The 19,475-nt window shown below is 41.5% G+C and carries 25 protein-coding genes and 1 pseudogene; 11 read left to right on the forward strand and 15 right to left on the reverse strand.

The window, feature by feature from the left end; translation table 11 throughout:
* Positions 1-98: 98 nt before the first annotated feature.
* The 5 genes and pseudogenes from JJ692_RS16850 to fabL all read right to left on the reverse strand — a co-directional run bounded on the left by JJ692_RS16850 (position 99) and on the right by fabL (position 4,027).
* Positions 99-1,841, reverse strand: coding sequence for an ABC transporter ATP-binding protein (locus tag JJ692_RS16850; protein WP_025093468.1), 1,743 nt, complete (start codon positions 1,839-1,841; stop codon positions 99-101).
* A gap of 95 nt (positions 1,842-1,936) precedes the next feature.
* Positions 1,937-2,467, reverse strand: a complete 531-nt coding sequence (gene ntdP, locus JJ692_RS16855) for a nucleoside tri-diphosphate phosphatase (protein ID WP_024425209.1) — start codon at positions 2,465-2,467, stop codon at positions 1,937-1,939.
* 147 nt (positions 2,468-2,614) lie between these two features.
* Positions 2,615-2,875 carry a YgaB family protein gene (locus tag JJ692_RS16860; RefSeq protein WP_044334441.1) on the reverse strand — a complete coding sequence of 87 codons (261 nt, stop codon included), beginning with the start codon at positions 2,873-2,875 and terminating at the stop codon, positions 2,615-2,617.
* A gap of 174 nt (positions 2,876-3,049) precedes the next feature.
* A pseudogene (locus JJ692_RS16865) lies at positions 3,050-3,199 on the reverse strand (gamma-type small acid-soluble spore protein); the annotation flags it as partial.
* A gap of 75 nt (positions 3,200-3,274) precedes the next feature.
* Positions 3,275-4,027, reverse strand: a complete 753-nt coding sequence (fabL, locus tag JJ692_RS16870; RefSeq protein ID WP_024425211.1) for an enoyl-[acyl-carrier-protein] reductase FabL — start codon at positions 4,025-4,027, stop codon at positions 3,275-3,277.
* Between the two features lie 81 nt (positions 4,028-4,108).
* On the opposite strand from fabL, the gene JJ692_RS16875 reads away from it, so the two are divergent.
* Positions 4,109-4,333, forward strand: coding sequence for a hypothetical protein (locus JJ692_RS16875; protein ID WP_003217808.1), 225 nt, complete (start codon positions 4,109-4,111; stop codon positions 4,331-4,333).
* Here JJ692_RS16875 and mutY read toward each other — a convergent pair.
* Positions 4,320-5,420, reverse strand: a complete 1,101-nt coding sequence (gene mutY, locus JJ692_RS16880; RefSeq protein WP_206533976.1) for an A/G-specific adenine glycosylase — start codon at positions 5,418-5,420, stop codon at positions 4,320-4,322. The two genes, JJ692_RS16875 and mutY, sit on opposite strands and share 14 nt — an antisense overlap.
* Positions 5,421-5,611: 191 nt before the next feature.
* On the opposite strand from mutY, the gene JJ692_RS16885 reads away from it, so the two are divergent.
* Entirely contained in the window at positions 5,612-6,592 is a 981-nt protein-coding gene (locus JJ692_RS16885; protein ID WP_206533977.1) for a metal-dependent hydrolase, read from the forward strand.
* A 25-nt stretch (positions 6,593-6,617) separates the two neighbouring features.
* Here the strand turns inward: JJ692_RS16885 and rsoA are convergent, their stop codons facing one another.
* Positions 6,618-6,839, reverse strand: a complete 222-nt coding sequence (rsoA, locus tag JJ692_RS16890; protein WP_029707333.1) for a sigma-O factor regulator RsoA — start codon at positions 6,837-6,839, stop codon at positions 6,618-6,620.
* Positions 6,787-7,389: a sigma-70 family RNA polymerase sigma factor gene (locus tag JJ692_RS16895; protein WP_206533978.1), complete on the reverse strand. Its 603-nt coding sequence runs from the start codon at positions 7,387-7,389 to the stop codon at positions 6,787-6,789. Before JJ692_RS16895 ends, rsoA begins: the two co-directional genes overlap by 53 nt.
* Before the next feature lie 166 nt (positions 7,390-7,555).
* Between JJ692_RS16895 and JJ692_RS16900 the strand changes: the two genes are divergently transcribed.
* From JJ692_RS16900 to JJ692_RS16910, 3 genes are all read left to right on the forward strand, one after another.
* Positions 7,556-7,720, forward strand: a complete 165-nt coding sequence (locus tag JJ692_RS16900) for a YvrJ family protein (protein WP_073204399.1) — start codon at positions 7,556-7,558, stop codon at positions 7,718-7,720.
* Positions 7,721-7,814: 94 nt separating this feature from the next.
* Complete coding sequence (locus tag JJ692_RS16905) at positions 7,815-8,978, forward strand: oxalate decarboxylase family bicupin (RefSeq protein WP_172881334.1); 1,164 nt, start codon at positions 7,815-7,817, stop codon at positions 8,976-8,978.
* A 3-nt stretch (positions 8,979-8,981) separates the two neighbouring features.
* On the forward strand, positions 8,982-9,467 hold the full coding sequence (locus JJ692_RS16910; RefSeq protein WP_241257975.1) for a regulatory YrvL family protein: 486 nt from the start codon (positions 8,982-8,984) through the stop codon (positions 9,465-9,467).
* 62 nt (positions 9,468-9,529) lie between these two features.
* On the opposite strand, the gene JJ692_RS16915 is transcribed toward JJ692_RS16910, so the two are convergent.
* The 3 genes from JJ692_RS16915 to JJ692_RS16925 all read right to left on the reverse strand — a co-directional run bounded on the left by JJ692_RS16915 (position 9,530) and on the right by JJ692_RS16925 (position 13,767).
* The gene (locus JJ692_RS16915) at positions 9,530-12,124 is read right to left on the reverse strand and encodes a YfhO family protein (RefSeq protein ID WP_206533979.1); all 2,595 of its coding nucleotides are present in this window, start codon (positions 12,122-12,124) and stop codon (positions 9,530-9,532) included.
* An 87-nt stretch (positions 12,125-12,211) separates the two neighbouring features.
* Positions 12,212-13,195, reverse strand: a complete 984-nt coding sequence (locus tag JJ692_RS16920; protein ID WP_024425218.1) for a glycosyltransferase family 2 protein — start codon at positions 13,193-13,195, stop codon at positions 12,212-12,214.
* Between the two features lie 299 nt (positions 13,196-13,494).
* Positions 13,495-13,767, reverse strand: coding sequence for a YfhJ family protein (locus JJ692_RS16925; RefSeq protein ID WP_024425219.1), 273 nt, complete (start codon positions 13,765-13,767; stop codon positions 13,495-13,497).
* A gap of 116 nt (positions 13,768-13,883) precedes the next feature.
* Between JJ692_RS16925 and JJ692_RS16930 the strand changes: the two genes are divergently transcribed.
* Complete coding sequence (locus JJ692_RS16930; protein ID WP_003217849.1) at positions 13,884-14,033, forward strand: small, acid-soluble spore protein K; 150 nt, start codon at positions 13,884-13,886, stop codon at positions 14,031-14,033.
* A gap of 25 nt (positions 14,034-14,058) precedes the next feature.
* Positions 14,059-14,232: a YpzG family protein gene (locus JJ692_RS16935; RefSeq protein ID WP_008360604.1), complete on the forward strand. Its 174-nt coding sequence runs from the start codon at positions 14,059-14,061 to the stop codon at positions 14,230-14,232.
* A gap of 23 nt (positions 14,233-14,255) precedes the next feature.
* On the opposite strand, the gene JJ692_RS16940 is transcribed toward JJ692_RS16935, so the two are convergent.
* Both JJ692_RS16940 and recX read right to left on the reverse strand, forming a co-directional pair.
* Positions 14,256-14,570, reverse strand: a complete 315-nt coding sequence (locus JJ692_RS16940) for a YfhH family protein (RefSeq protein ID WP_041087336.1) — start codon at positions 14,568-14,570, stop codon at positions 14,256-14,258.
* Between the two features lie 3 nt (positions 14,571-14,573).
* A complete protein-coding gene (gene recX / locus JJ692_RS16945; RefSeq protein WP_024425808.1) occupies positions 14,574-15,365 on the reverse strand; it encodes a recombination regulator RecX in 792 nt (263 codons plus the stop codon).
* A gap of 94 nt (positions 15,366-15,459) precedes the next feature.
* On the opposite strand from recX, the gene JJ692_RS16950 reads away from it, so the two are divergent.
* The 3 genes from JJ692_RS16950 to JJ692_RS16960 all read left to right on the forward strand — a co-directional run bounded on the left by JJ692_RS16950 (position 15,460) and on the right by JJ692_RS16960 (position 16,736).
* On the forward strand, positions 15,460-16,356 hold the full coding sequence (locus JJ692_RS16950) for a TIGR01777 family oxidoreductase (protein ID WP_206533980.1): 897 nt from the start codon (positions 15,460-15,462) through the stop codon (positions 16,354-16,356).
* A 52-nt stretch (positions 16,357-16,408) separates the two neighbouring features.
* Positions 16,409-16,519 (forward strand): YfhE family protein, encoded by a 111-nt coding sequence (locus tag JJ692_RS16955; protein WP_017358836.1) that lies wholly within the window; start codon positions 16,409-16,411, stop codon positions 16,517-16,519.
* 61 nt (positions 16,520-16,580) lie between these two features.
* Positions 16,581-16,736 (forward strand): YfhD family protein, encoded by a 156-nt coding sequence (locus tag JJ692_RS16960; protein WP_206533981.1) that lies wholly within the window; start codon positions 16,581-16,583, stop codon positions 16,734-16,736.
* Positions 16,737-16,774: 38 nt separating this feature from the next.
* Here the strand turns inward: JJ692_RS16960 and JJ692_RS16965 are convergent, their stop codons facing one another.
* Positions 16,775-17,362, reverse strand: a complete 588-nt coding sequence (locus JJ692_RS16965; protein WP_044334458.1) for a nitroreductase family protein — start codon at positions 17,360-17,362, stop codon at positions 16,775-16,777.
* Positions 17,363-17,636: 274 nt separating this feature from the next.
* Here JJ692_RS16965 and JJ692_RS16970 point away from each other — a divergent pair, with 274 nt between their 5' ends.
* The gene (locus JJ692_RS16970) at positions 17,637-18,893 is read left to right on the forward strand and encodes a transcriptional regulator (RefSeq protein ID WP_024425225.1); all 1,257 of its coding nucleotides are present in this window, start codon (positions 17,637-17,639) and stop codon (positions 18,891-18,893) included.
* A gap of 36 nt (positions 18,894-18,929) precedes the next feature.
* Here JJ692_RS16970 and JJ692_RS16975 read toward each other — a convergent pair whose 3' ends face one another.
* On the reverse strand, positions 18,930-19,397 hold the full coding sequence (locus tag JJ692_RS16975; RefSeq protein ID WP_024425226.1) for a thiol-disulfide oxidoreductase DCC family protein: 468 nt from the start codon (positions 19,395-19,397) through the stop codon (positions 18,930-18,932).
* Between the last annotated feature and the right edge of the window lie 78 nt (positions 19,398-19,475).

The raw sequence follows: 19,475 nt of genomic DNA on the forward strand, positions 1-19,475 counted from the left end.
GTCATACTTTTTAAAATTGTATTGAGACAAGCTGGGAAATATGTCATGTTTTTGACAAGCATAAAAAAGCCTATCCGCTAGAATCGGATAGGCTTCTACTAATTTAATGTTTGAATGGTAAATAAATGACGATAGTGGCTGTCTTGATTCATTAATTCTTCGTGTGTTCCCTTTTCCACTATTTCGCCTTGTTCCATGACCACAATTTGGTCAGCATGTGTAATGGTTGATAATCGGTGTGCGACAATAAAAGTTGTGCGATCCTTCGCCAGCTTTTGCATCGCTTCTTGAATGTAATGCTCACTTTCTAAATCAAGTGCGGACGTCGCTTCGTCTAAAATCAAAAGCGGTGGATTTTTTAGAAATACCCTTGCAATGGAAATCCGCTGTTTTTGTCCGCCTGACAGCTTCACGCCCCGTTCTCCTACTTTCGTGTCATATCCTTCAGGAAGAGACATAATAAAATCATGGGCGTTTGCCGCTTTTGCAGCCGACACGATTTTTTCAAAAGATGCTTCAGGGTCACCAACCGCAATATTTTCTTTAATCGTGTCACTGAATAGGAATGTATCCTGCAGCACCATTCCGACTTGATTTCGAAGGCTTCTTGCTTTGTACTCTTTGATATCAATGCCGTCAATTTCAAGTGACCCGTTTGTGACATCATAAAACCTTGGAATTAAGCTGACGAGTGTCGACTTTCCTCCACCGCTCATTCCTACAAGGGCAACTGTTTGTCCTTTTTCTACTTTCAAGGAGATATTGTGCAGAATCTCTTCCTGCGTGTGTTCATAACGAAACGACACATTTTTAAACTCTACCTCTCCTTTTAAATGATTGGCTTCTTTTGCATTCGGCCGGTCTGTGACCTCATATGGCTCATCAATAAACTCAAAGATCCGATCCATTGATGCAACGGACTGAGTTAACGTCGTGGATGAGTTAATGAGACGTCGAATCGGATTGTACATCCGGTCAATATAGCCGACAAAGGCGATCATGGTCCCAATCGAAAGCGACCCGTTAATTACGGTGTAGCCAGCAAATGCAATGATTAACAGCGGTGCAATGTCAGTGATGGTATTGACGACAGCAAATGTTTTTGCATTCCAATTCGTATGGTTGATTGCTTTGTTTAAGAAATTTTTGTTTTCATCATGAAAATTCTCTTGTTCATATTCTTCAATCGCAAAGCTTCGAATGACCGGCATTCCTTGTACTCGCTCATGCAGGTGCCCTTGCACTTCAGCCAGCGCCTGTGACCGCTCTTTTGTCAGCTTACGAAGCCGTCCGTAAAAATACTTTACTGCAAACGCGTATAGCGGAAAAATAATGACAGACACGATGGTGAGCTTCAGATCCAGTGTACACATAATAGCGATCACGATCAGTACAGTCATCATATCCAGCCAAATGTTCATGAGCCCTGTGATGACAAATTCCTTTGTCTGCTCCACATCGTTGATCACTCTTGAAATAATTTCTCCTGTTCTCGTGTTGGCATAATAACGAAGACTTAGCTTTTGAATATGCGAGAACAGCTTCTCCCGAATATCAAACAAAACCTTACTGCCTGTCCACTGAGCGTAGTATTGTCTATAGTATTCAACAGGCGGCCTCAACACTAAAAATAATACGAGCATGATTCCCATTATGATCAGTAGAGTTGATGTCTTTTCTTCAGCTGACCCCGAGCCTTGAATGACATCATCAATGACATATTTTAAAAGCAGAGGCAAGGTTAAGGGAATCGAGAACTTAATCATTCCGATGACCATTGTCAATGCAATCTGTTTTTTATACGGTGTTACAAAAGCCATGTAGCGTTTAATGACCCCCATGTAAATCTCCTTCCCAATCTATCAGTGCCTCTTATCCGTACGCAGTCAAAAACCTGTTAGCCTAAAAAGCCAAACAGGTTTTTCGATGCTCTTGCTTATTTTGTATAATGTAAAAAACGTTCATACCACATATCCACAAATTCAGGAGCAAACGGACCTTTCCGCTGGTGAATCCAATGCAGTAATGTATTCAGATGCTCTCTTAAGATACTATCGATTTCTTTTGGATAATTCATCTGCCTCTTATGATCTGCATATTCGTCCTCATCCAAAATATTGTACGTCATGTCTGGAAAGACTTTGACGTCTAAATCGTAATCAATATACTTAATTGCCTCATCATCTGTCGCAAAAGGAGAGCTGATGTTGCAGTAATAATATACCCCATCATCTCTAAGCATCCCAATTACATTAAACCATTGTTTTGCATGGAAATAGCAAATAGCCGGTTCTCTCGTCATCCAAGTACGGCCGTCGGATTCAGTCACCATTGTACGGTCGTTTGCACCAATGATACACAATTCCGTTGCTTTCAGAATGGTGGTTTCATTCCAAATCCTGTGGATCAAGCCATTATGTTTATAGCTTTGAATTTGGATGGTTTCTCCTTCCTTGGGATAGCCCATATTTTCTCCCCTACTTTCTATAACAAACAAACCTAACAGTCCAAAGACCTAATTTCCCAACTAAACATGTCTCTATTATATTATACCGTTACATCATTAAAAAATGAAATGAAAAAGCCATTCAAACCAATTGAACGGCACACTGACTTACATCGCGCTAGAACTCTTTTCCATCTGTTTATATGAGTTGATGACCTCTTCTGTCTGTTTTGTAAATAAGGTTTGCACTTTTTGCAGTTCCTCACGTTTCTGTTTGATCTGATCACAAAGCCTATGCCACTCTTCTTTTTTTTCATCCTGCAGCAATTGTTTTTCTGTTTCTAAGCATAGATCGAGTTCTCCCTGCACATCGAGCAGCTGATCCATGAGCTGCATTTGTTCTTTTACAAGCTGATCGAAATCAGACATCTAACTCCTCCCTTTTTATCGAATCCACTTTTTGTCTGTATACCATTTCTTGAAAGAAGAAGGAAATCCTTTGACTGTTTATGTAGAGGTTTTACAGGTTTTGTCGGATGGTGGTGAGAGGCAAAAAGAAAAGCACTTCATTCGTATATGAAGTGCTTTCCTTTGTTTCAGTGATTAGCTGTTTTGTTGTTTGTTTTGCTCAGCTTTTTGGTTGTATTTTTTTACGTGCTGTGCGTCAGTCTCGCTAGCAAATTCAGTGCCGTATTGACCACCTTGTGCAGCAGCTTGGTTTTGTTTCTTCACTTGTTGTGCGTTTGTTTTGTTTTGTTGTTGATCCATCATTATCACCTCCACGCACATTAATTTGTGCAGAAGGTGTACATCCTATTCATGATTTTTTTAAACAAGCAAAGAACGTCCGCCATCTACAATAATCGTCTGGCCTCTAATCATGTCTGCTTTGCCTGATACAAGGAATTCCACGCTGTCGACCATGTCTTTAATTTCCACCATTCGGCCGGCAGGTGTATTTTTCTTCGCATCTTCTAAAAGCTCTTCACGGTTCGGGAAGTGCTTAAGTGCATCGGTATCGATCGCGCCGCCTGATACAGCGTTGACGACGATATTTTTTTGTGAAAGCTCAACAGAAAGGTAACGTGTTAAAGCTTCTAGTGCTGCTTTTGATACGCCGACTACTGTGTAATTTTCAAGGTAGCGAATAGAGCCAAGAGAACTAATGCTGACGATATGTCCGCCGCCGTTTTTCTCCATTAGTTTCGCCGCTTCTTGTCCGCAGAATAACAAGGCTTTCGCATTGATATTCATTGTCCAGTCCCAATGATTTTCTTCAAGGTCCATAATTGGACGCTGAACACCTGATGCCGCATTGTTTACAAATACATCTAAACGGCCAAAGGTTTCGTCGATTTGCTGAAACATGTCTTTGATTTTCTCAGGCTGGCCTACATTGGCTTTAACAACCAATGTCTTGACACCCATCGCTTCAATTTCTTCCGCTGTTTCAAGTGCGGCTTTTTTGCTTCTCGCATAGTTAATGACAATGTCATATCCTTTTTCAGCGAGTCGGAGGGCTACTTCTTTCCCTACTCCTCTGCTGCTTCCTGTAATTAATGCACATTTACGTTGACTCATTATGGTTCATCTCCTGATTTGAATAGTTTTCGTTCATTCGCTTCACACTAATAGGAAAGTTCCTATTAGGAGGTTACATTCATGTATGTCGGACGCGATTTAAGCCAGCTTGGCATGATGTCCAAGGATCAATGGAAAGATACTGAGCTTGCTTACTTTCATCATGCTTTCCAACAAATTTTACCTTATTTGAACGAAGAAGGGCAATCTAAGTATCGAGAAATCATTTCTGAAATCGAAGACCGCGGGGGTCTGCACCGAAATGAAGCTGATTATACCCACGGGACAACGGTTAAATACGACTAGGTTGCTCAAGTGCCAGCTTCCAAATTTTTTGGTGTGAGACTGGCAAAGCATATGCCTCAAATTCTTCTGTTGTGACTTTTTTCAGCTTCGTGTCATCAGATACAGAGGTAACTCGTCCAAAGAAAACAGAAATATTCCAGATGAGGTGGGTAAATACATGCTGAATGGTGCCTTCTAAATCACCAAGCTCCGCTTGTACACCCGCCTCCTCTTTTAAGAAATCAATCAGCTGCTCTTTTTCCGTTTTTCTTCCCTTCATGGTTTCCATGTTAGGGAATTCCCATAAATTCGCAAGCAGGCCTGTACTTGGCCGCTTATGAATATATAGGTTGCCTGCGTCATCAAATAACACCGCTGCTGCCATTGATTTTGCAGTCGGCTTTTTCTTTTTGCTTTTCACTGGGAGCTCATGCTGAACGCCTTCCTCGAATGCCGAGCAATGCATGTTCACAGGGCAAATGAGGCAGGCTGGGGATGTTGGGGTGCAAATGAGCGCACCTAGCTCCATCAGCCCTTGATTAAATTCTGACGGCTTTTCCCGGGAAATGAGCTGATCGACCGCAAATTCGAAAATGTTTCTCGTTTTTGGTTTTGCAATATCATCCCATATGGACAAAATACGAGAAATGACCCTCATAACGTTGCCGTCTACCGCAGGATATGGCTTGTTATAGGCGATACTCAGCACTGCGCCACTCGTATACGGGCCTACACCTTTGAGCTTTGAAAATTGCTCTTTTGTATCAGGGACAATGCCACCATAGGATTCATATACTTCTTTCACAGCTGCCTGTAAATTACGCACTCTTGAGTAGTAGCCAAGACCTTCCCATGCTTTCATGACCTTTTCTTCGTCAGCTAAAGCGAGATCCTTCACCGTCGGGAACTGCTCCATAAACCGATTAAAATACGGAATGACCGTATCTACTCTCGTTTGCTGAAGCATCACTTCTGATACCCAGACGCGGTATGGATCTTGATTTTCACGCCATGGCAATGTTCGTTGTTCTTTTTCATACCAATCAATTAAATCATGCTGAAAGCCCGCAATATCTTTGCGGTCCAGCTTTTCTTGAATGTCTTTCATATCTATACTCCTTCTCATTGGACCGAGGGCTAACGTTCTGAATAGAACCTTATTTGTTGTATACTGTTTGTAGATACGTTAACATGTTACATTAAATCGGGATAAAGCAAAAGTGATTTTGCACATAGTCTTGATTGGAGACGTATACTTTGTATGATTGTTCCTAAGCATGACAACTAGGAGGTAATCAATTGGACACTGGTACTCATGTAGTAATGGGCATTTCTCTTGGGGGACTTGCACTTTTAGATCCAGCCGTCAGCGCAGATCCACACATGGCACACGCCGTGATGATCGCGACCATCGCCGGCTCCCAAGCACCAGACATTGATACTGTGCTAAAACTAAAAAATAATGCGGTTTATATAAGAAATCACCGAGGATTTACACATTCCATTCCGGCTGTACTGTTTTGGTCATTGCTAATTCCGGCTGTGATTTTCCCATTTGTGCCGGGGGCGAATATACTTCACCTTTGGTTATGGACACTATTAGCCGTTGTGCTTCATGTGTTTGTCGATATTTTCAATGCATACGGCACGCAGGCCATTCGTCCATTTTCGAAGAAATGGGTAGCACTTGGGATCATTAATACGTTTGATCCGTTTATCTTTTTTACACACCTTGTCGCTATTGTCGTTTGGGCGATTGGCGGTCATCCCGGCTATACGTTCATTACGCTGTATGCCGTGATTTTCTGTTACTATATCGTCAGGGTCATCATGCAGCTTCAGATTAAACGTCAGCTGCGTGCACGATTCGATGAAATTGAAGAGATTATCATTTCGCCTACAATGAAGTTCAGACAATGGCGCATTGCCGTGAAATGTAAATCCTCTTTCCATGTTGGGCGCAGCATGAATGGAGAAGTCGTCATTTTAGACACGTTTAACCGTGTGCCGGTCCCGGATACTGAAATTATGAAAATTGCCAAACAAGATGAAAACATTTCAGCCTTTCTCTCCTTCTCCCCTGTCTACCGGTGGGAAGTGGATAAATTTAAGGATCATTATGAGGTGCGGTTCATTGATTTGCGCTACCGAAGCAAAGGTCATTATCCTTTTGTCGCGATCTGCCATATCGACATGGACCACCAAATCAAAAATTCCTATACCGGCTGGATTTTCAGTGAGGAAAAACTGCAAAAAAAATTAAGACTCGGCTCTGTGTGAGCGAGTCTTTTTTTGTACTTCACTTTTACAACTTCGTCATATATTCCACAATAAACTCCCAAAATCCAGGTCCTTCTTGGTAAATCAGCCGGTCTATTTTTTCGATGAGTTTGATATAGAGTTCTTGTTCGAGGTCTTCTCTTTCTTGATATGCCGTGTTTTGTAGTTTCTTTTTGATCATGGGTGTGAAGGTTTCAATGAGTTCTTCCATTTCTCCATTGGTCATTTTGTCTTCGTGCACGGACATCTCCCCCTGTTTCTTCTTTTAGTTTGTTGAGTGCTTTTTTGTGAATGTTTGAGATGTTTTGTCTTGTTTCGCCTAACTGATCGGCTATTTCCTTCATCGTTTGGCCTTCGACATAGATTTGGGTTAGGACCATTTTTTGTTTGTCTGTGAGCTGCTGGTAGGCCTTGTACAATGTTTGATCTTGCAGATGCTCCCCTAGGTCTTGCTGGTTGAAGAGCACGGCTTCATACGTATCTGTTTGAACAGGGTCTTTCACTTCTTGCGTATCAGGATGATCGAGTATGAGCGGAAAACGCTGCTGCTTCTTTTTTACTCGTTTATCAAAGTCGACTGAAAAGATGCGTATCATTGTGGAGATATACTTGATGATGCGGATTTTCTGATAGAACTGTTTGAACTCGGAATCTAGTTTTTTGGCATTTTCCTCGTTTGGCTCTTCCATGACCTGCCGGAGCAGCTGCTCGTTTTTCGGATTGCTTAAAAACTGCTGAATGAGCGGGTGATCAATGATTTCGTTCCATTTTGCTTTCAATAACAGCCGATAATCCATGTGCATCCTCCCCTTTGTTCCCTCTACTAGCATTAAGTGGACAAAAGTTAAAAAAAGTAAACTTCGTGAAACGGGTCTAATGATTCATTTTATCCCCCTCTGCTTTCCTTTTTCTTCTTTCATACCACTTATATAGAAGACGAGCATCCGCTGGGAGGTGAGACAAATGGAGACCTTTTTTTCGGAGGAATGGCTGAAGCAGCTCGGTCAGGCTGGCTTCCCTGCCATTTTGACAGTGTACTTGCTGACACGCTTTGAACGAAAGTTTGATGAATTAAGCAAACTCATCCAACGATTAGTCGCTGCTCAAAAAAATGATGAATCAGATTGACATCTGCTTGATTCGTTTCACCTTATGAAAACGAGGGCGAAATGAAAGGCCTTTTGTCACCTCACACAATACGATGTTGAAAGGGGATTTTATCATGAGTGAAAAGCAAAATGGAATACCACAGCCGATTCGAGGAGAAAAAGGAGCAACGGTCAAAATTCCACGTAATCTCGAGCGGGACAGACAAAATCCAGATATGCTCACGCCGCCAGAAACCGATCATGGAACGGTCTCCAACCTGAAATATTCTTTTTCTGATACACACAATCGTTTAGAAAAAGGCGGCTACGCCCGTGAGGTAACAGTACGTGAACTGCCGATCTCTAAAAGTCTTGCATCTGTTAATATGCGGTTAAAGCCTGGTGCGATTCGTGAGCTTCACTGGCATAAGGAAGCGGAATGGGCGTACATGATTTATGGGGAAGCCCGGATTACATCGGTTGATGCAGAGGGGCGCAATTTTACAGAGGATGTGACTGAGGGTGATTTGTGGTACTTCCCTTCTGGCCTGCCGCACTCTATCCAAGCACTTGAACCGGGAGCTGAATTCTTGCTTGTGTTTGATGATGGGTCATTCTCAGAAAATAGTACGTTCCAAGTAACCGATTGGCTTGCCCACACGCCAGAGGAAGTCGTGCTCAAGAACTTCGGTATGACAAAAGAGCAGTTTGACAAGCTGCCAGAGAAAGAAAAGTATATTTTCCAAAAAGGAATTCCTGGTTCCCTTGAATGTGACAAGGTGAAAACAGAGCAAGGAGAAGTCCCGAATTCCTTTAAATATGAGCTGTTAAAACAGAAGCCGATTACATCAAGCGGCGGACAAGTGTGGATTGCGGACTCTACCAATTTCAAAGCATCTAAAACGATTGCATCCGCTCTTGTGAAAGTTGATCCAGGTGCCATTCGTGAGCTGCACTGGCATCCAAATACGGATGAATGGCAATATTTTATTTCTGGAAAAGCACGAATGACGGTATTTGCTTCTGATGGACATGCGAGAACCTTCAACTATCAGGCCGGAGACGTTGGATATGTCCCATTTGCGATGGGGCATTATGTAGAGAATACAGGCGACGAACCGCTTTATTTCTTAGAAATCTTTAAGAGCGATCATTATGCAGACATTTCACTTAATCAATGGCTTGCGGTCACACCGAAACAGCTTGTTCTTGATCATTTAGATCAAGGCGAAGACTTCTTAAAACTGCTTGATACTGAAAAACATCCTGTGATCGCTGCGCCTAAAAAAGAGGATTAACATATGACTTCCTGCAAAAAGGCTGTCCTTTTTGCAGGTATCTTCATGCAAAGGAGTGTTTGTTCACCTATGCAGCAATCTGTTCACGCTTTATGGCAAGGGCTGAAATGGCTCATGGCGGCGTCTGCTGTCTGTTACATATTTTTGTTGTTTTGTGTACTGTTCTTTCATTTAACGGGTGCTTTTTATCAATCGATTTTATCGATGCTTTTATTTATGGGCATCTATGTGGTACTTGGGATATCCTTTGAGCATGTGGAGCATGTGCTTGTGAGGGTTGTTAGAAAGTGCCGTTCCAAAAAACGCTCCATCGTTTTCTATGCCATTTCCATTCATCTCTTGTTTATTTGGGGTGCTGTCTATTTATCAGATGAATTGGTAGGCGGCATTTTACTGTCTACTTCTCAGGAAATTCTCTTTGCTCTCAATCTTTGGTTGTTTCATTTTTTATTTGATTATGCGACGTTTTCGTTTGAGAAAGAAGCTTAATGATTTGCTTCATATGATGGATATCGTGTTCGATCAGCCCTTGGAAGATAAAAAAACACCACTTATGATAAAAAGTGGTGTTTCTTGTGTTTTCTTCGTGCATATAGGATCGCAACGATCAAACTGACGAGTGAAATCAACGCGAGAATTCTGATATAAGGCGGATAGTAGGTTAGCACAATCTCATTTTTGCCTTTTTCTATTGGAAAACCGATAAAGGCGTAATTGGCTTGTTCAATATCGGTCTGCTTTCCGTTTACCGTGAGCTCCCAGCCTTTTTCATATGGTACTGGCAAGATCATATAATCATCGCCGCGTTTGTTATCATATGAAATCGTAAAGCGGTTGTTTTCGAGCTTTACCTGCTGGCTGCCATTATCCTGTTTTTCTTTTTCATATGCTTTTTCTAGAATGCGGTAAGGCTCTTGATACAGCTTTAGTTGATCGAGCTCATACGTCCCTTTTGGTACTCGAATGGAAAGGATTTTTTCTGCAGGGACTCGAATCGTCACTTCATTGACGCCTGTTTTGTAGATGGATGTATTGCTTTTTCGTGAGGTGACGTAGTTGTCAACGGATAACTGAAATCCTTCGTTCCGGTCTGTCCGCTTCACATAAAAGCTCACATACACATCCCCAGCGCGGGCCATATCATCTGGCAGCGTGATATTCAAACCGCCTGTTTCTCCGTATACATCAAGCACGCCATGTTCGTATACGGCTTGTTCCGTATGAATCTTTGTATCCTTGACTCGATCTGGCGCGTGCTCTATTTCAGCGTTTCCTTTTTTGTCTAAAATCACACCCTGCAGCATCGCATGCTCTCTATCAAGTGCTGAGGCATCCTTTAAAGATTCTTCTGAATAGATGGTGCTTGTTGTTCTTGCAAATGGCAGTGGCCGTGTATTTTCATACACTTTATAATGCTCGCTTTCCAATATTGGCTTAAAATAAGCTGGCGGTGAGTCAGGCATCGTATTGTCTCTCATATAATACTTTCCGTAGGTCAGGCTGTATAAATTCGCCCTGTCCCCCATTGTTGCATAACGGCTGACACTTTCTCGTCCCATATCGATCTGCAGGTCATTCCAGTAGAAATTGAGCAAATGCTGATTCAATATACTTGAATACGCACTCATGCCTTGAAAGCCTTCAAATAACGGGGTATTGTTGCGCACGCCATTCATCCAATCAATCCGAGCAAGCGGATCTTTTGAAGAGCGGCTTTGAATCTGCTGAATGAGCTTCATTTGCTCATGTCCAGCATATGCCTCACTATTCAGATACGTATCTGATACGCTCTTAATATTGCTTCTTTCAGATAAATAGCCCTGCTGATACACGCCTGCTGTCAGTAAGCTGAAAGCGATGAGCACAGCTGAAAAGAGACGAAGGTGCTGGCGTTTTTCCGCATGAATCATAAGGAAAAACAAGCTGATCACAAGCAGTCCTATGCCTGTAAATACAACAACATCCATATTTCCCTTTGCTCGTTCTGATAAGATGACTGCGAGAAGAAATACGATCCAAGCGCCTAAGACCGCACGCTTTTTCCACTTCCACTCGATTTGCGAGAAATGCTTGATGGTGATGGCTGCGACCGCTCCAACTGTAAAGGCAAGAATGTATTCAAACCTGTATTGCGGTGCTGAAAAACCATTAAACACGCTCGCCATCTTTGGGCTGTAGTGAAAAACAATGAGCAGAACGCTGATCGATGTAAACATGAAAAACCACCTGTTCCGGTAAAGCGGAACGAGGAACATACAAATGAGAAAGATGACAGGTAATAAATACACCCTGCTTGTAAACAGCAGATGATCATGCAGATCAAACCAAGGTATAGATTGATCATATGGCGGTCTTATGTTATTCAGAAATCCATAGACAGACGGGACAAAAAAGGCAGCACTGATTCCAAAGGATAACAGCGTAGAGACCGCCAGCGTCCAGAACACCTTCCACCCGTTCTCCTCACTTCGAAGCTTGATGATATATCTGAAGACAAGATAGATCGCTAAAAAGATAAAATGAATATAAGCAAAGTAAAAATTGTTGATGAGCATCAGGCTGCACGACGCAATAAACCAAGCCGGCTTACCCGTTTTGAAAATCCGTTCAACCCCAAGTACAAGCAGCGGGAGCCACATCATACTGTCGGTGAAAAACTCCCAAAACGTTTGATGCCGAAAATACACAATAGACAATCCGTAAATTGCGGCTCCTGTTAATGCGCTCAGCCTATGCTGAACCATTGAAAGAAGCACACGGTAAGCGATGAACAGAATGAGCGTCAGCTTCATCACACTCAGCCAAATGACGGCATTTGCCCAGAAATGGATGTCCGTTGACTGGATAAGATGAAGTGCATTCATCAGCCAGACGACAGCGACCGTGACCATAAAGACAGTCGACGTTGTGAAATAATAACCTAATTGCGTATATGTACCGCCGCCTAGACCGAATTGATAGGAATAAAAGAAGTTCCCTTTGACGTATTCATCGTAAAGCAGCTTTTTAAATGGGAGCATTTGTGAGATTCCGTCTCCATCTCCTGTCATGTACCGGCCTTGCGTATATTCATATAAGAAAAAGGAGTGTCCTAATAAAGCGAGAATGAGGCACATTCCTATCATTATCCATCTACGTTTCATCATCTAAATCCTTTCCACAAAAGATCCACTGTTCTTTGAAACAAAACAACCCAGCAAGCGATTCGTGCTTGCCGGTTATTTGACTCCACGTTATTTAAATAACTGTGTTAACACTCGGTCTTGTTCCTTTGAGCTTGTCTCTTGTTCCATCACATTTGATTCCTGGATTAAATAATGCGGCCTCTTTTTCGTTTCATAATAAATACGGCCAATATATTCTCCAATCACGCCTAGACTCAAAAGCTGGACACCTCCGAGGAACAGCACAGCCGATATCAAAGTAAAATAACCCGGCACCATAATGCCTGTTCTGACGATTTGAATAAAGGTGGCTACGATGTAAATCAATGAGAGAAATAAGATCAGTATGCCAGTATAAAAACAAATTCGCAGCGGGCGGTTGTTAAAAGAAATAACGCCATCTATGCCATAGTTAAATAATTTCTTCAGTGACCATTTTGTATCACCATGCTGTCTTTCTACATTTTCATAATAGATGACCTTTTCTTCAAACCCAATCCAGCAAAAAAGCCCTTTCGAAAAACGATTTCCCTCTTTCAGCTGGAGAAGTGCATCGATGGCTTGGCGTGAAATTAAACGGAAATCCCCGACGCCATCACGCAAGTCCACTTCTACTACCTTGTTCATCACCTTATAGTACATGGATGACAGGTAAGAGCGCAGCTTGCTGTCACCTTTACGATTCCGTTTGGCAATGACTTGATGATAGCCTTCTTCATACCCTCTGACAAAGTCCTGAATTAAATACGTCGGGTGCTGCAGATCGGCGTCCATAATAATCGCAGCGGCTCCTTTTGCATGTTCAAGACCTGCCAAAATAGCGGCTTCCTTTCCAAAGTTACGCGAAAAGGAAATATATTTAACCTTTGCACTTTTGCGAGAGAGCTCTCTCATGTATTGAAGCGTGTTGTCTTTGCTTCCATCATTCACAAAGATGATTTCAAAGTCATAATGAAAATCGCGAAACTCTTCCTCGAGTGCCTCAAAGATTCGTCTGATGTTTTCACCTTCATTGTAAGAAGGAATTATAACAGAGAGCAGTTCCCGTTCCATATCGCACCTTCTCTTCACTTTTTTCACATAGTCTGATATGTTCATTATTCCTTTTTTGTCAGAAAACGAAACCCTTTTTTATTATCCATAAATTACATGTCTCTTCAATCGTTTCATTATATCAGAGTTTTATTTCCAGTGATTTTCGGCAGGATGAATTTAATGTAATTTTAAGTTTAATCATTGTAAAAAGCCTGTAATTTCGATCACAGACTGGGTATTGTTTCATAAAGTTATTTGTTCATTTGTATATTTTCCTTATTATTGAAAAAGATGAATGGAAGTAAAAGGGCAACCTTTTAGTGAAGCAGCCCTCGATTGTTTTGTTGCAGATGCTCGTTTGCCTTTGATTGTTTATTTTGAAATAAATGCAGCTGCGCGCCGTAGCTCTCGATCCACTCTTGGACAATTCGTTCTGTTGTTTCTTGTCCTTTATACTTGCGGCCAGCCTTTGCATAAGTCGTTTCAAAATCACTCCAAAGCAGCTCTACCCATGTACGTGCTTCGTCATATGTCAGCATATTGTTTTTTTCCATAAGTTGTTCTGTTAATCGCTCAAAGTATTGTTCCATGCCTGTTCCTCCTTTATCTAGCAGAATGTGCCTTTTTAAAAAAACTTCTTTTTTCATATACTACCCTTACGTCTTCAAAAGACGCAAATGATTTGTATTGTTTGGAGGGAATCGATATGCGTAATAAAGCAAAAGGCTTTCCAAATCAGGTAAATCACAAGTTTGAAGGCGAACCAGGCGCTACAGATGCTTATGCGTCTAAACGGCCGAATGGTGAAACGAATACACGTCCACAGGAACGTATGAGGGCATCAGGGAAACGCTAATTTTTCCAAAGGGAGTGCTTGAGATATGAGTTCAAATGGGAAATCGTATATGGCAGACTTTGTTCAATTAAGGACAACCGCTTACCCTCAACCATGGGCAAATGCAAAACATTCTGCCTCTCAGGTCAACGGAGAAACGCAGCAAACGCAGCACGACATCGTACTTCAGAACAACGTCCGTAAACAGCGTTCTAAGTAAAGAAAAGGACTGATCACTTGGGATCAGTCCTTTTGCGTCAGCATTGAAATCGGCAGGGCATCTTCCTTATTTGGAGCCGATACTCTGTATCCCCACGCAAAAACGCCATTTAGATATTCTACATAAAACTCTTCTTCTGTGTCTTTGATTTGATAAGTTGTTTTCGTTTGAATCGAGGCTGGATCTAATAAATAGGCTTTCGCCATATCGATTTTCCGTTCTAAAACTGCGTATTCATTCACAATGCCAAGCTGCTCAGCCTTTCGTGCTTTTTCAGAAAGGGCGGCAATCTCCTGCTTCAATTCGTATTCTGTCATCTCACTATAGCGTTTTTCCATCTGTCATTCCCCTTTGTCTAAAACGTGATCAATTGTATCAAGATCAAAGCCTTTTCTGAATAAAAATTGCTTTACTTTCATCTTCTTTTCAAATGATCCGTCATACCCTACCTTGCGTTTTGCCTTCTCCAGCATATAAAGGAGGGCTTCTTCTTCCTTTTCCTCTTCTTGTCCATCATAGGCTTCTTGAAGGGCTTTATCAATGATCTCAAACGAAAATCCCTTTCGCTGCAGCTGCAGCTTGATGCGCTGCTCGATCTCTTTTGCAGAACGATTTTTTTCTTTTTTGACAAGCTTGAGAACCTGCTTTACAGCTTCCTCCAGCTGTAAGTCATCAGGGTATTGCGATAGCGCCTGTTCAATCGTGTCATCGTCTATCCCCTTGAGCTTCAATTCTTTTTTTAGGACGGACGGTCCTTTGCTGTTCGTTTTCCGGTGGGTGCTGACATAGGCTTCTGCAAATTCAAGATCATTTACATACTTATAATGCTTTAATTTGTGTATAATTTCACTAATAGCAGGTGCAGGGATTTCTTTTTTCGTTAAATAATCGGTGACTTCTTTCACTGATCTCATGCGGTAGGATAAATAATCAACGGCCTGCTGAAATCCTTTTTTCACTGAATCACCGAATTGAATTTCAATGATATCTGCTTCGTCCAGTTCTTTTCCTTTTTTCAAATCGTGCTGGACGAGCACATCTAAATCAACGCTAAAGGCGTACTTTTCATCAAGAAAGATGTTGACCCGCTCGGTATTGTTTTTCTGAGCAGAAATTTTTGTAATATAGGGCATCCTGTGATCACTCCTTTTCCAAAACAGTCAGGATGTTTCTTCTGATTCAAAATCGTGAAAGATATAGGTATGTATATGAGAGGAGAGATGTCAATTGAATATCGCCATTACCGGAGGAACCGGTTTTATCGGCCAGCATGTCACAAAAGTGCTCGCTGCTGAGGGACATCATCTATATATTTTAACAAGAAATCCAAAGGAATCCGAACAAAATCATTTACATTATGTGCAGTGGCTGACTGAAGGTGCTGCACCTGAGCATGAATTGCCTGCCATCGATGTATGGATTAACCTTGCTGGAAAATCCATTTTTACACGCTGGACAGACAAGGCAAAAGAAGGCATCCTCTCCAGCCGTCTCAAATCAACACAAGAGGTAAGACGCATTATAGAAGCGCAGGAATCAAAGCCATCTGTACTGATTCAAGCAAGTGCTGTCGGGATTTATGGCACTTCTCAAACAGGAGATTTTACGGAGGAATCACATCCTGCAGATACTGATTTCTTAAGTCATACATCAAAACTTTGGGAAGCTGAGGCGCAAAAAATTGAAGCACTCGGCATTCGTACAGTCTACACCCGCTTTGGCGTCGTGTTAGGCGAAAAAGGGACACTGCCACTGATGACACTTCCTTACAAGCTGTTTGCCGGCGGGACAATCGGCTCTGGCTCGCAATGGGTTTCATGGATTCATGTTGAGGATGTGGCACATCTCATTGCTTATGCGATTCATAATGACGACCTCTCAGGCCCGCTCAATGTGACATCACCGAATCCTGTTCAAATGAAACAGCTTGGACAAACCATTGCTTCTGCCCTTCTCCGCCCCCATTGGTTGAAGGTGCCATCTTTTGTGATCAAAACGGCCCTTGGTGAAATGTCATTACTTGTTTTAGAAGGTCAGCGTGCTCTGCCAAAAAAAGCACTGCTCTCTTCTTATGACTTTTTGCACCCTGAACTAAAAGAAGCAATTTTGCATTCTAAGGAATAAATGTTGTCAAAAACACCCATCCTATTAGAAATGATATGAGGGGGCGATTTTGATGAAGAAAAAAGAACACCAGCCAACTTCGAAGCTGAAGAAAACCCAGGAAGTCCTGTATCAGCAGGAATTCAAAAAAGCGGAAAGAGCAGCAGAAAAAAGAAACAAATAAGACGGATATTCCCCTCCAACAAGCACATAACTAAAGTGATCTTGTAAAGGAGGGAAAGGCTTTGAAAAAAGACCAACGCAAAAAATCCAACCACGAGCTCGCGGCACAAGAGACGGATGGCGAATATGTTGAATTTTCCAAAGAACTTGCAGATCCGAATGACGTAAAAGCAATGGCACGTATGAAAGCGGCCGATCAGCGCGCCAAAAAACAATAAGTAAAAAAGCAGACCTTATTCAGCGGTCTGCTTTTCTTTTATTTGATTTCAGTAAGAAGACTTGAAGCTTTCTGGCGTGATTTTTCCTCAGGCACCTCTTCTGGATAACCTATATGAAGGATCGCAGCAAACCGTTCGTTTTCCTTTAATCCCATGTCTTGTTGAAAGCCTTTGTCGTATAAAATACGTCCGCTCTTCCAAACCATACCGATTCCTTGATCCCACGCAAGCAGCTGAAGATTTTGAATAAGTGCGCTGACGGCGGCAAAATCATCATTTCTCACGACAGGGTTCTCGTCTTCTTTTAGCACAACAAGTAAAAGCGCTGGAACCTTAGAAAAGTATTCTCTGTATTGATTGATTTTTTCTTCTTTTGCATCTGGGTTGTTGCGCTGAAAGAAAGCAATAAAACGCTCTACAAAAGTCGCTTTCGCTTCATCCGTCACCGCATATAAAAAGCGCCACGGCTCCGTGATTTTATGGTTCGGTGCATAGACTGCATCCTCTAATAGCGGCTGAAGCTGCTCAATCGTCACCGGTATGTCTTTGAATTTTCGAATCGATCGTCTATATCTGACAGCGTCTCGAACTGTTAACGCTTCTGTTTGTTGTTTCGTTTCTGGCATATATGTCATCCTTTCAATCAACTTAATTGAAATTGATTCTCATTCACATTATAAACGTCATCGCATGCAGTTGCAAATCAAGTATCCCTCCTCCCCGTCTGCTAAATAGTTGTTTGACTTTTTCAAGTAATGTTACAATCATATTACGTTTTAAACAAATTTTGAGAAAAAAGCCAAGATGATGAAATGATTTTCAAGTATTCCCATTTTGTCTGATCTGGTTTTTTTGTCAAAAGGCTTTCAACCATGATTGGAAGGGAGGCTTCTGGATGGAATGAAAATCAATATTGGACAAATCATTAAACTCTACCGTTATAAACAAAATATGACCCAATCTGAATTGGCAGAAGGAATTTGTTCTGTCTCTCATTTAAGTAAAATTGAAAATGGCTCAAAGGAGGCCAATCAAGATACGATCAATTTGCTGCTTGAACGGCTTGGCATCAGCCAAGAAAAGCTGTCACAAAAGGCGCGTCATCTGCTGTCACTTTTGGATGAGTTTCAAATGAATATGTATTTCTATGCTCTCGATCAGGCTGAACAAAATGCAGAAATGATCATTCAGCACGAGGAGCAGTTCTTTTCGCTCGATTTAGGTATTCAGTATCATTTGTCCTTATTTCAATTTTATTTATTAACGGATAAACAGCCGCTTGCCTTAAAAACACACCGCGTGCTCAAAAAATTCGAAAAAACCTTTATTGAAACGGAAAAAGAAATTTTTGAATATCTTGACGGCATTCATCAAATTAAAATTGGTCAGCTTGAAGATGGGCTCAAAAAGCTTGAAAGCTGCTTTTCCTACGCTTCAGTCGAACAAAGTGATTTGTATTATCACTATGCAAAAGCACTTGGAAACATGGGACAGCTGGGTGATGCGCTTGAAGCGACACATCAAGCAATGGATTTATATAGACAAAAGAACAATTTCAAGCGGATTATTCACTGTACACTCATTCACGGCGTGATCTCACTTGAACTAAAAGCCTATCAAACTGCGAAGAAATATATAAAGGAAGTGATTTTGCACACGTCCCTTCATCCTGATGCCTATATTAAAATGTCCGCTTATTTTTATTACGGGGTGCTCTTAAAACGTGAAGGTGATTTCTCTTCAGCTGTGCCTTATTTACTAGATTCACTCAATTACTTTAATCAAGAACAGATAGAAGATCGTTACTGTGAAACGCTATATGAAATTGCGACACTATACGCTGAATATGACCGCAAAAAAGCACTTCCCTACATACACGAGCTGTTAAAACAGCCTCGTATTCAGCCAAACTGTTTATATATGATCAAAATCTATAAATTGATGATTGAGGAAAACCCACTTGATTTGAAAACCTATTTGGTCGAAGCAGCCCTTCCTTACTTTGAACACAATGAGCTGCACAGTGAATATTTGTTTGCTCTTAGGACCTTACTTACCTATGCAGGTGCTGAGCTTGATGAGCAGGCCTATAAGTCCTATACAAAGAAATTGCTCGATCATTTAACAGTATATCTTCCCTATTACAAAAAAGCATGACCTTCTGCCGATCGAAGGTCATGCTTTTTCTATTTATTAAATGGTCTCTTGTTGATCTGTGTCATGATGGTTCACCCGTTTGACAGAATGAATATACCGTCTTTTTGCAAAGAAATCGTACGCATGCTGTCCAAAGCCAAGCCAGATGCTGAGCACGATGAATGGGACCGTTCCCCATAAAGCAGGGATATGGCAGGCCATACGCAGCCAAGTATAAATCCCTGAATTCTTTTGATTTTTGGCTAGGGAAATAGACACAATTCGTTTTTCCGCCTTCTCTTCACTGATTTTATTCAGCCTGAGCAGCTGCGAGTGTCTAAAGGATTCAAAGTGAATCCGATTTTTCCAATCGAGTGATCTTAACACATCAATCGTTTTTGCACATGCAGGGCTTTGTCCGTCATAAAACACAAGCAGCCTCAGTGATTTAATGGAACGCTGTTCTCTTTTTTTCGATTCAGCGAGCTTCTTTTTTTCTTGATCGAGATAAATGATTTTTTTCATAAATTGATCGCCTGTCCTTTTCCGTCATTTTTTTAGTTCGTTCAAAGGAGATTACAACTAGATTACTATAGTTGCTGG

Origin of the sequence: Bacillus sp. 3a (assembly GCF_017161885.1) — a bacterium.
GTDB lineage: Bacteria > Bacillota > Bacilli > Bacillales > Bacillaceae > Bacillus > Bacillus safensis.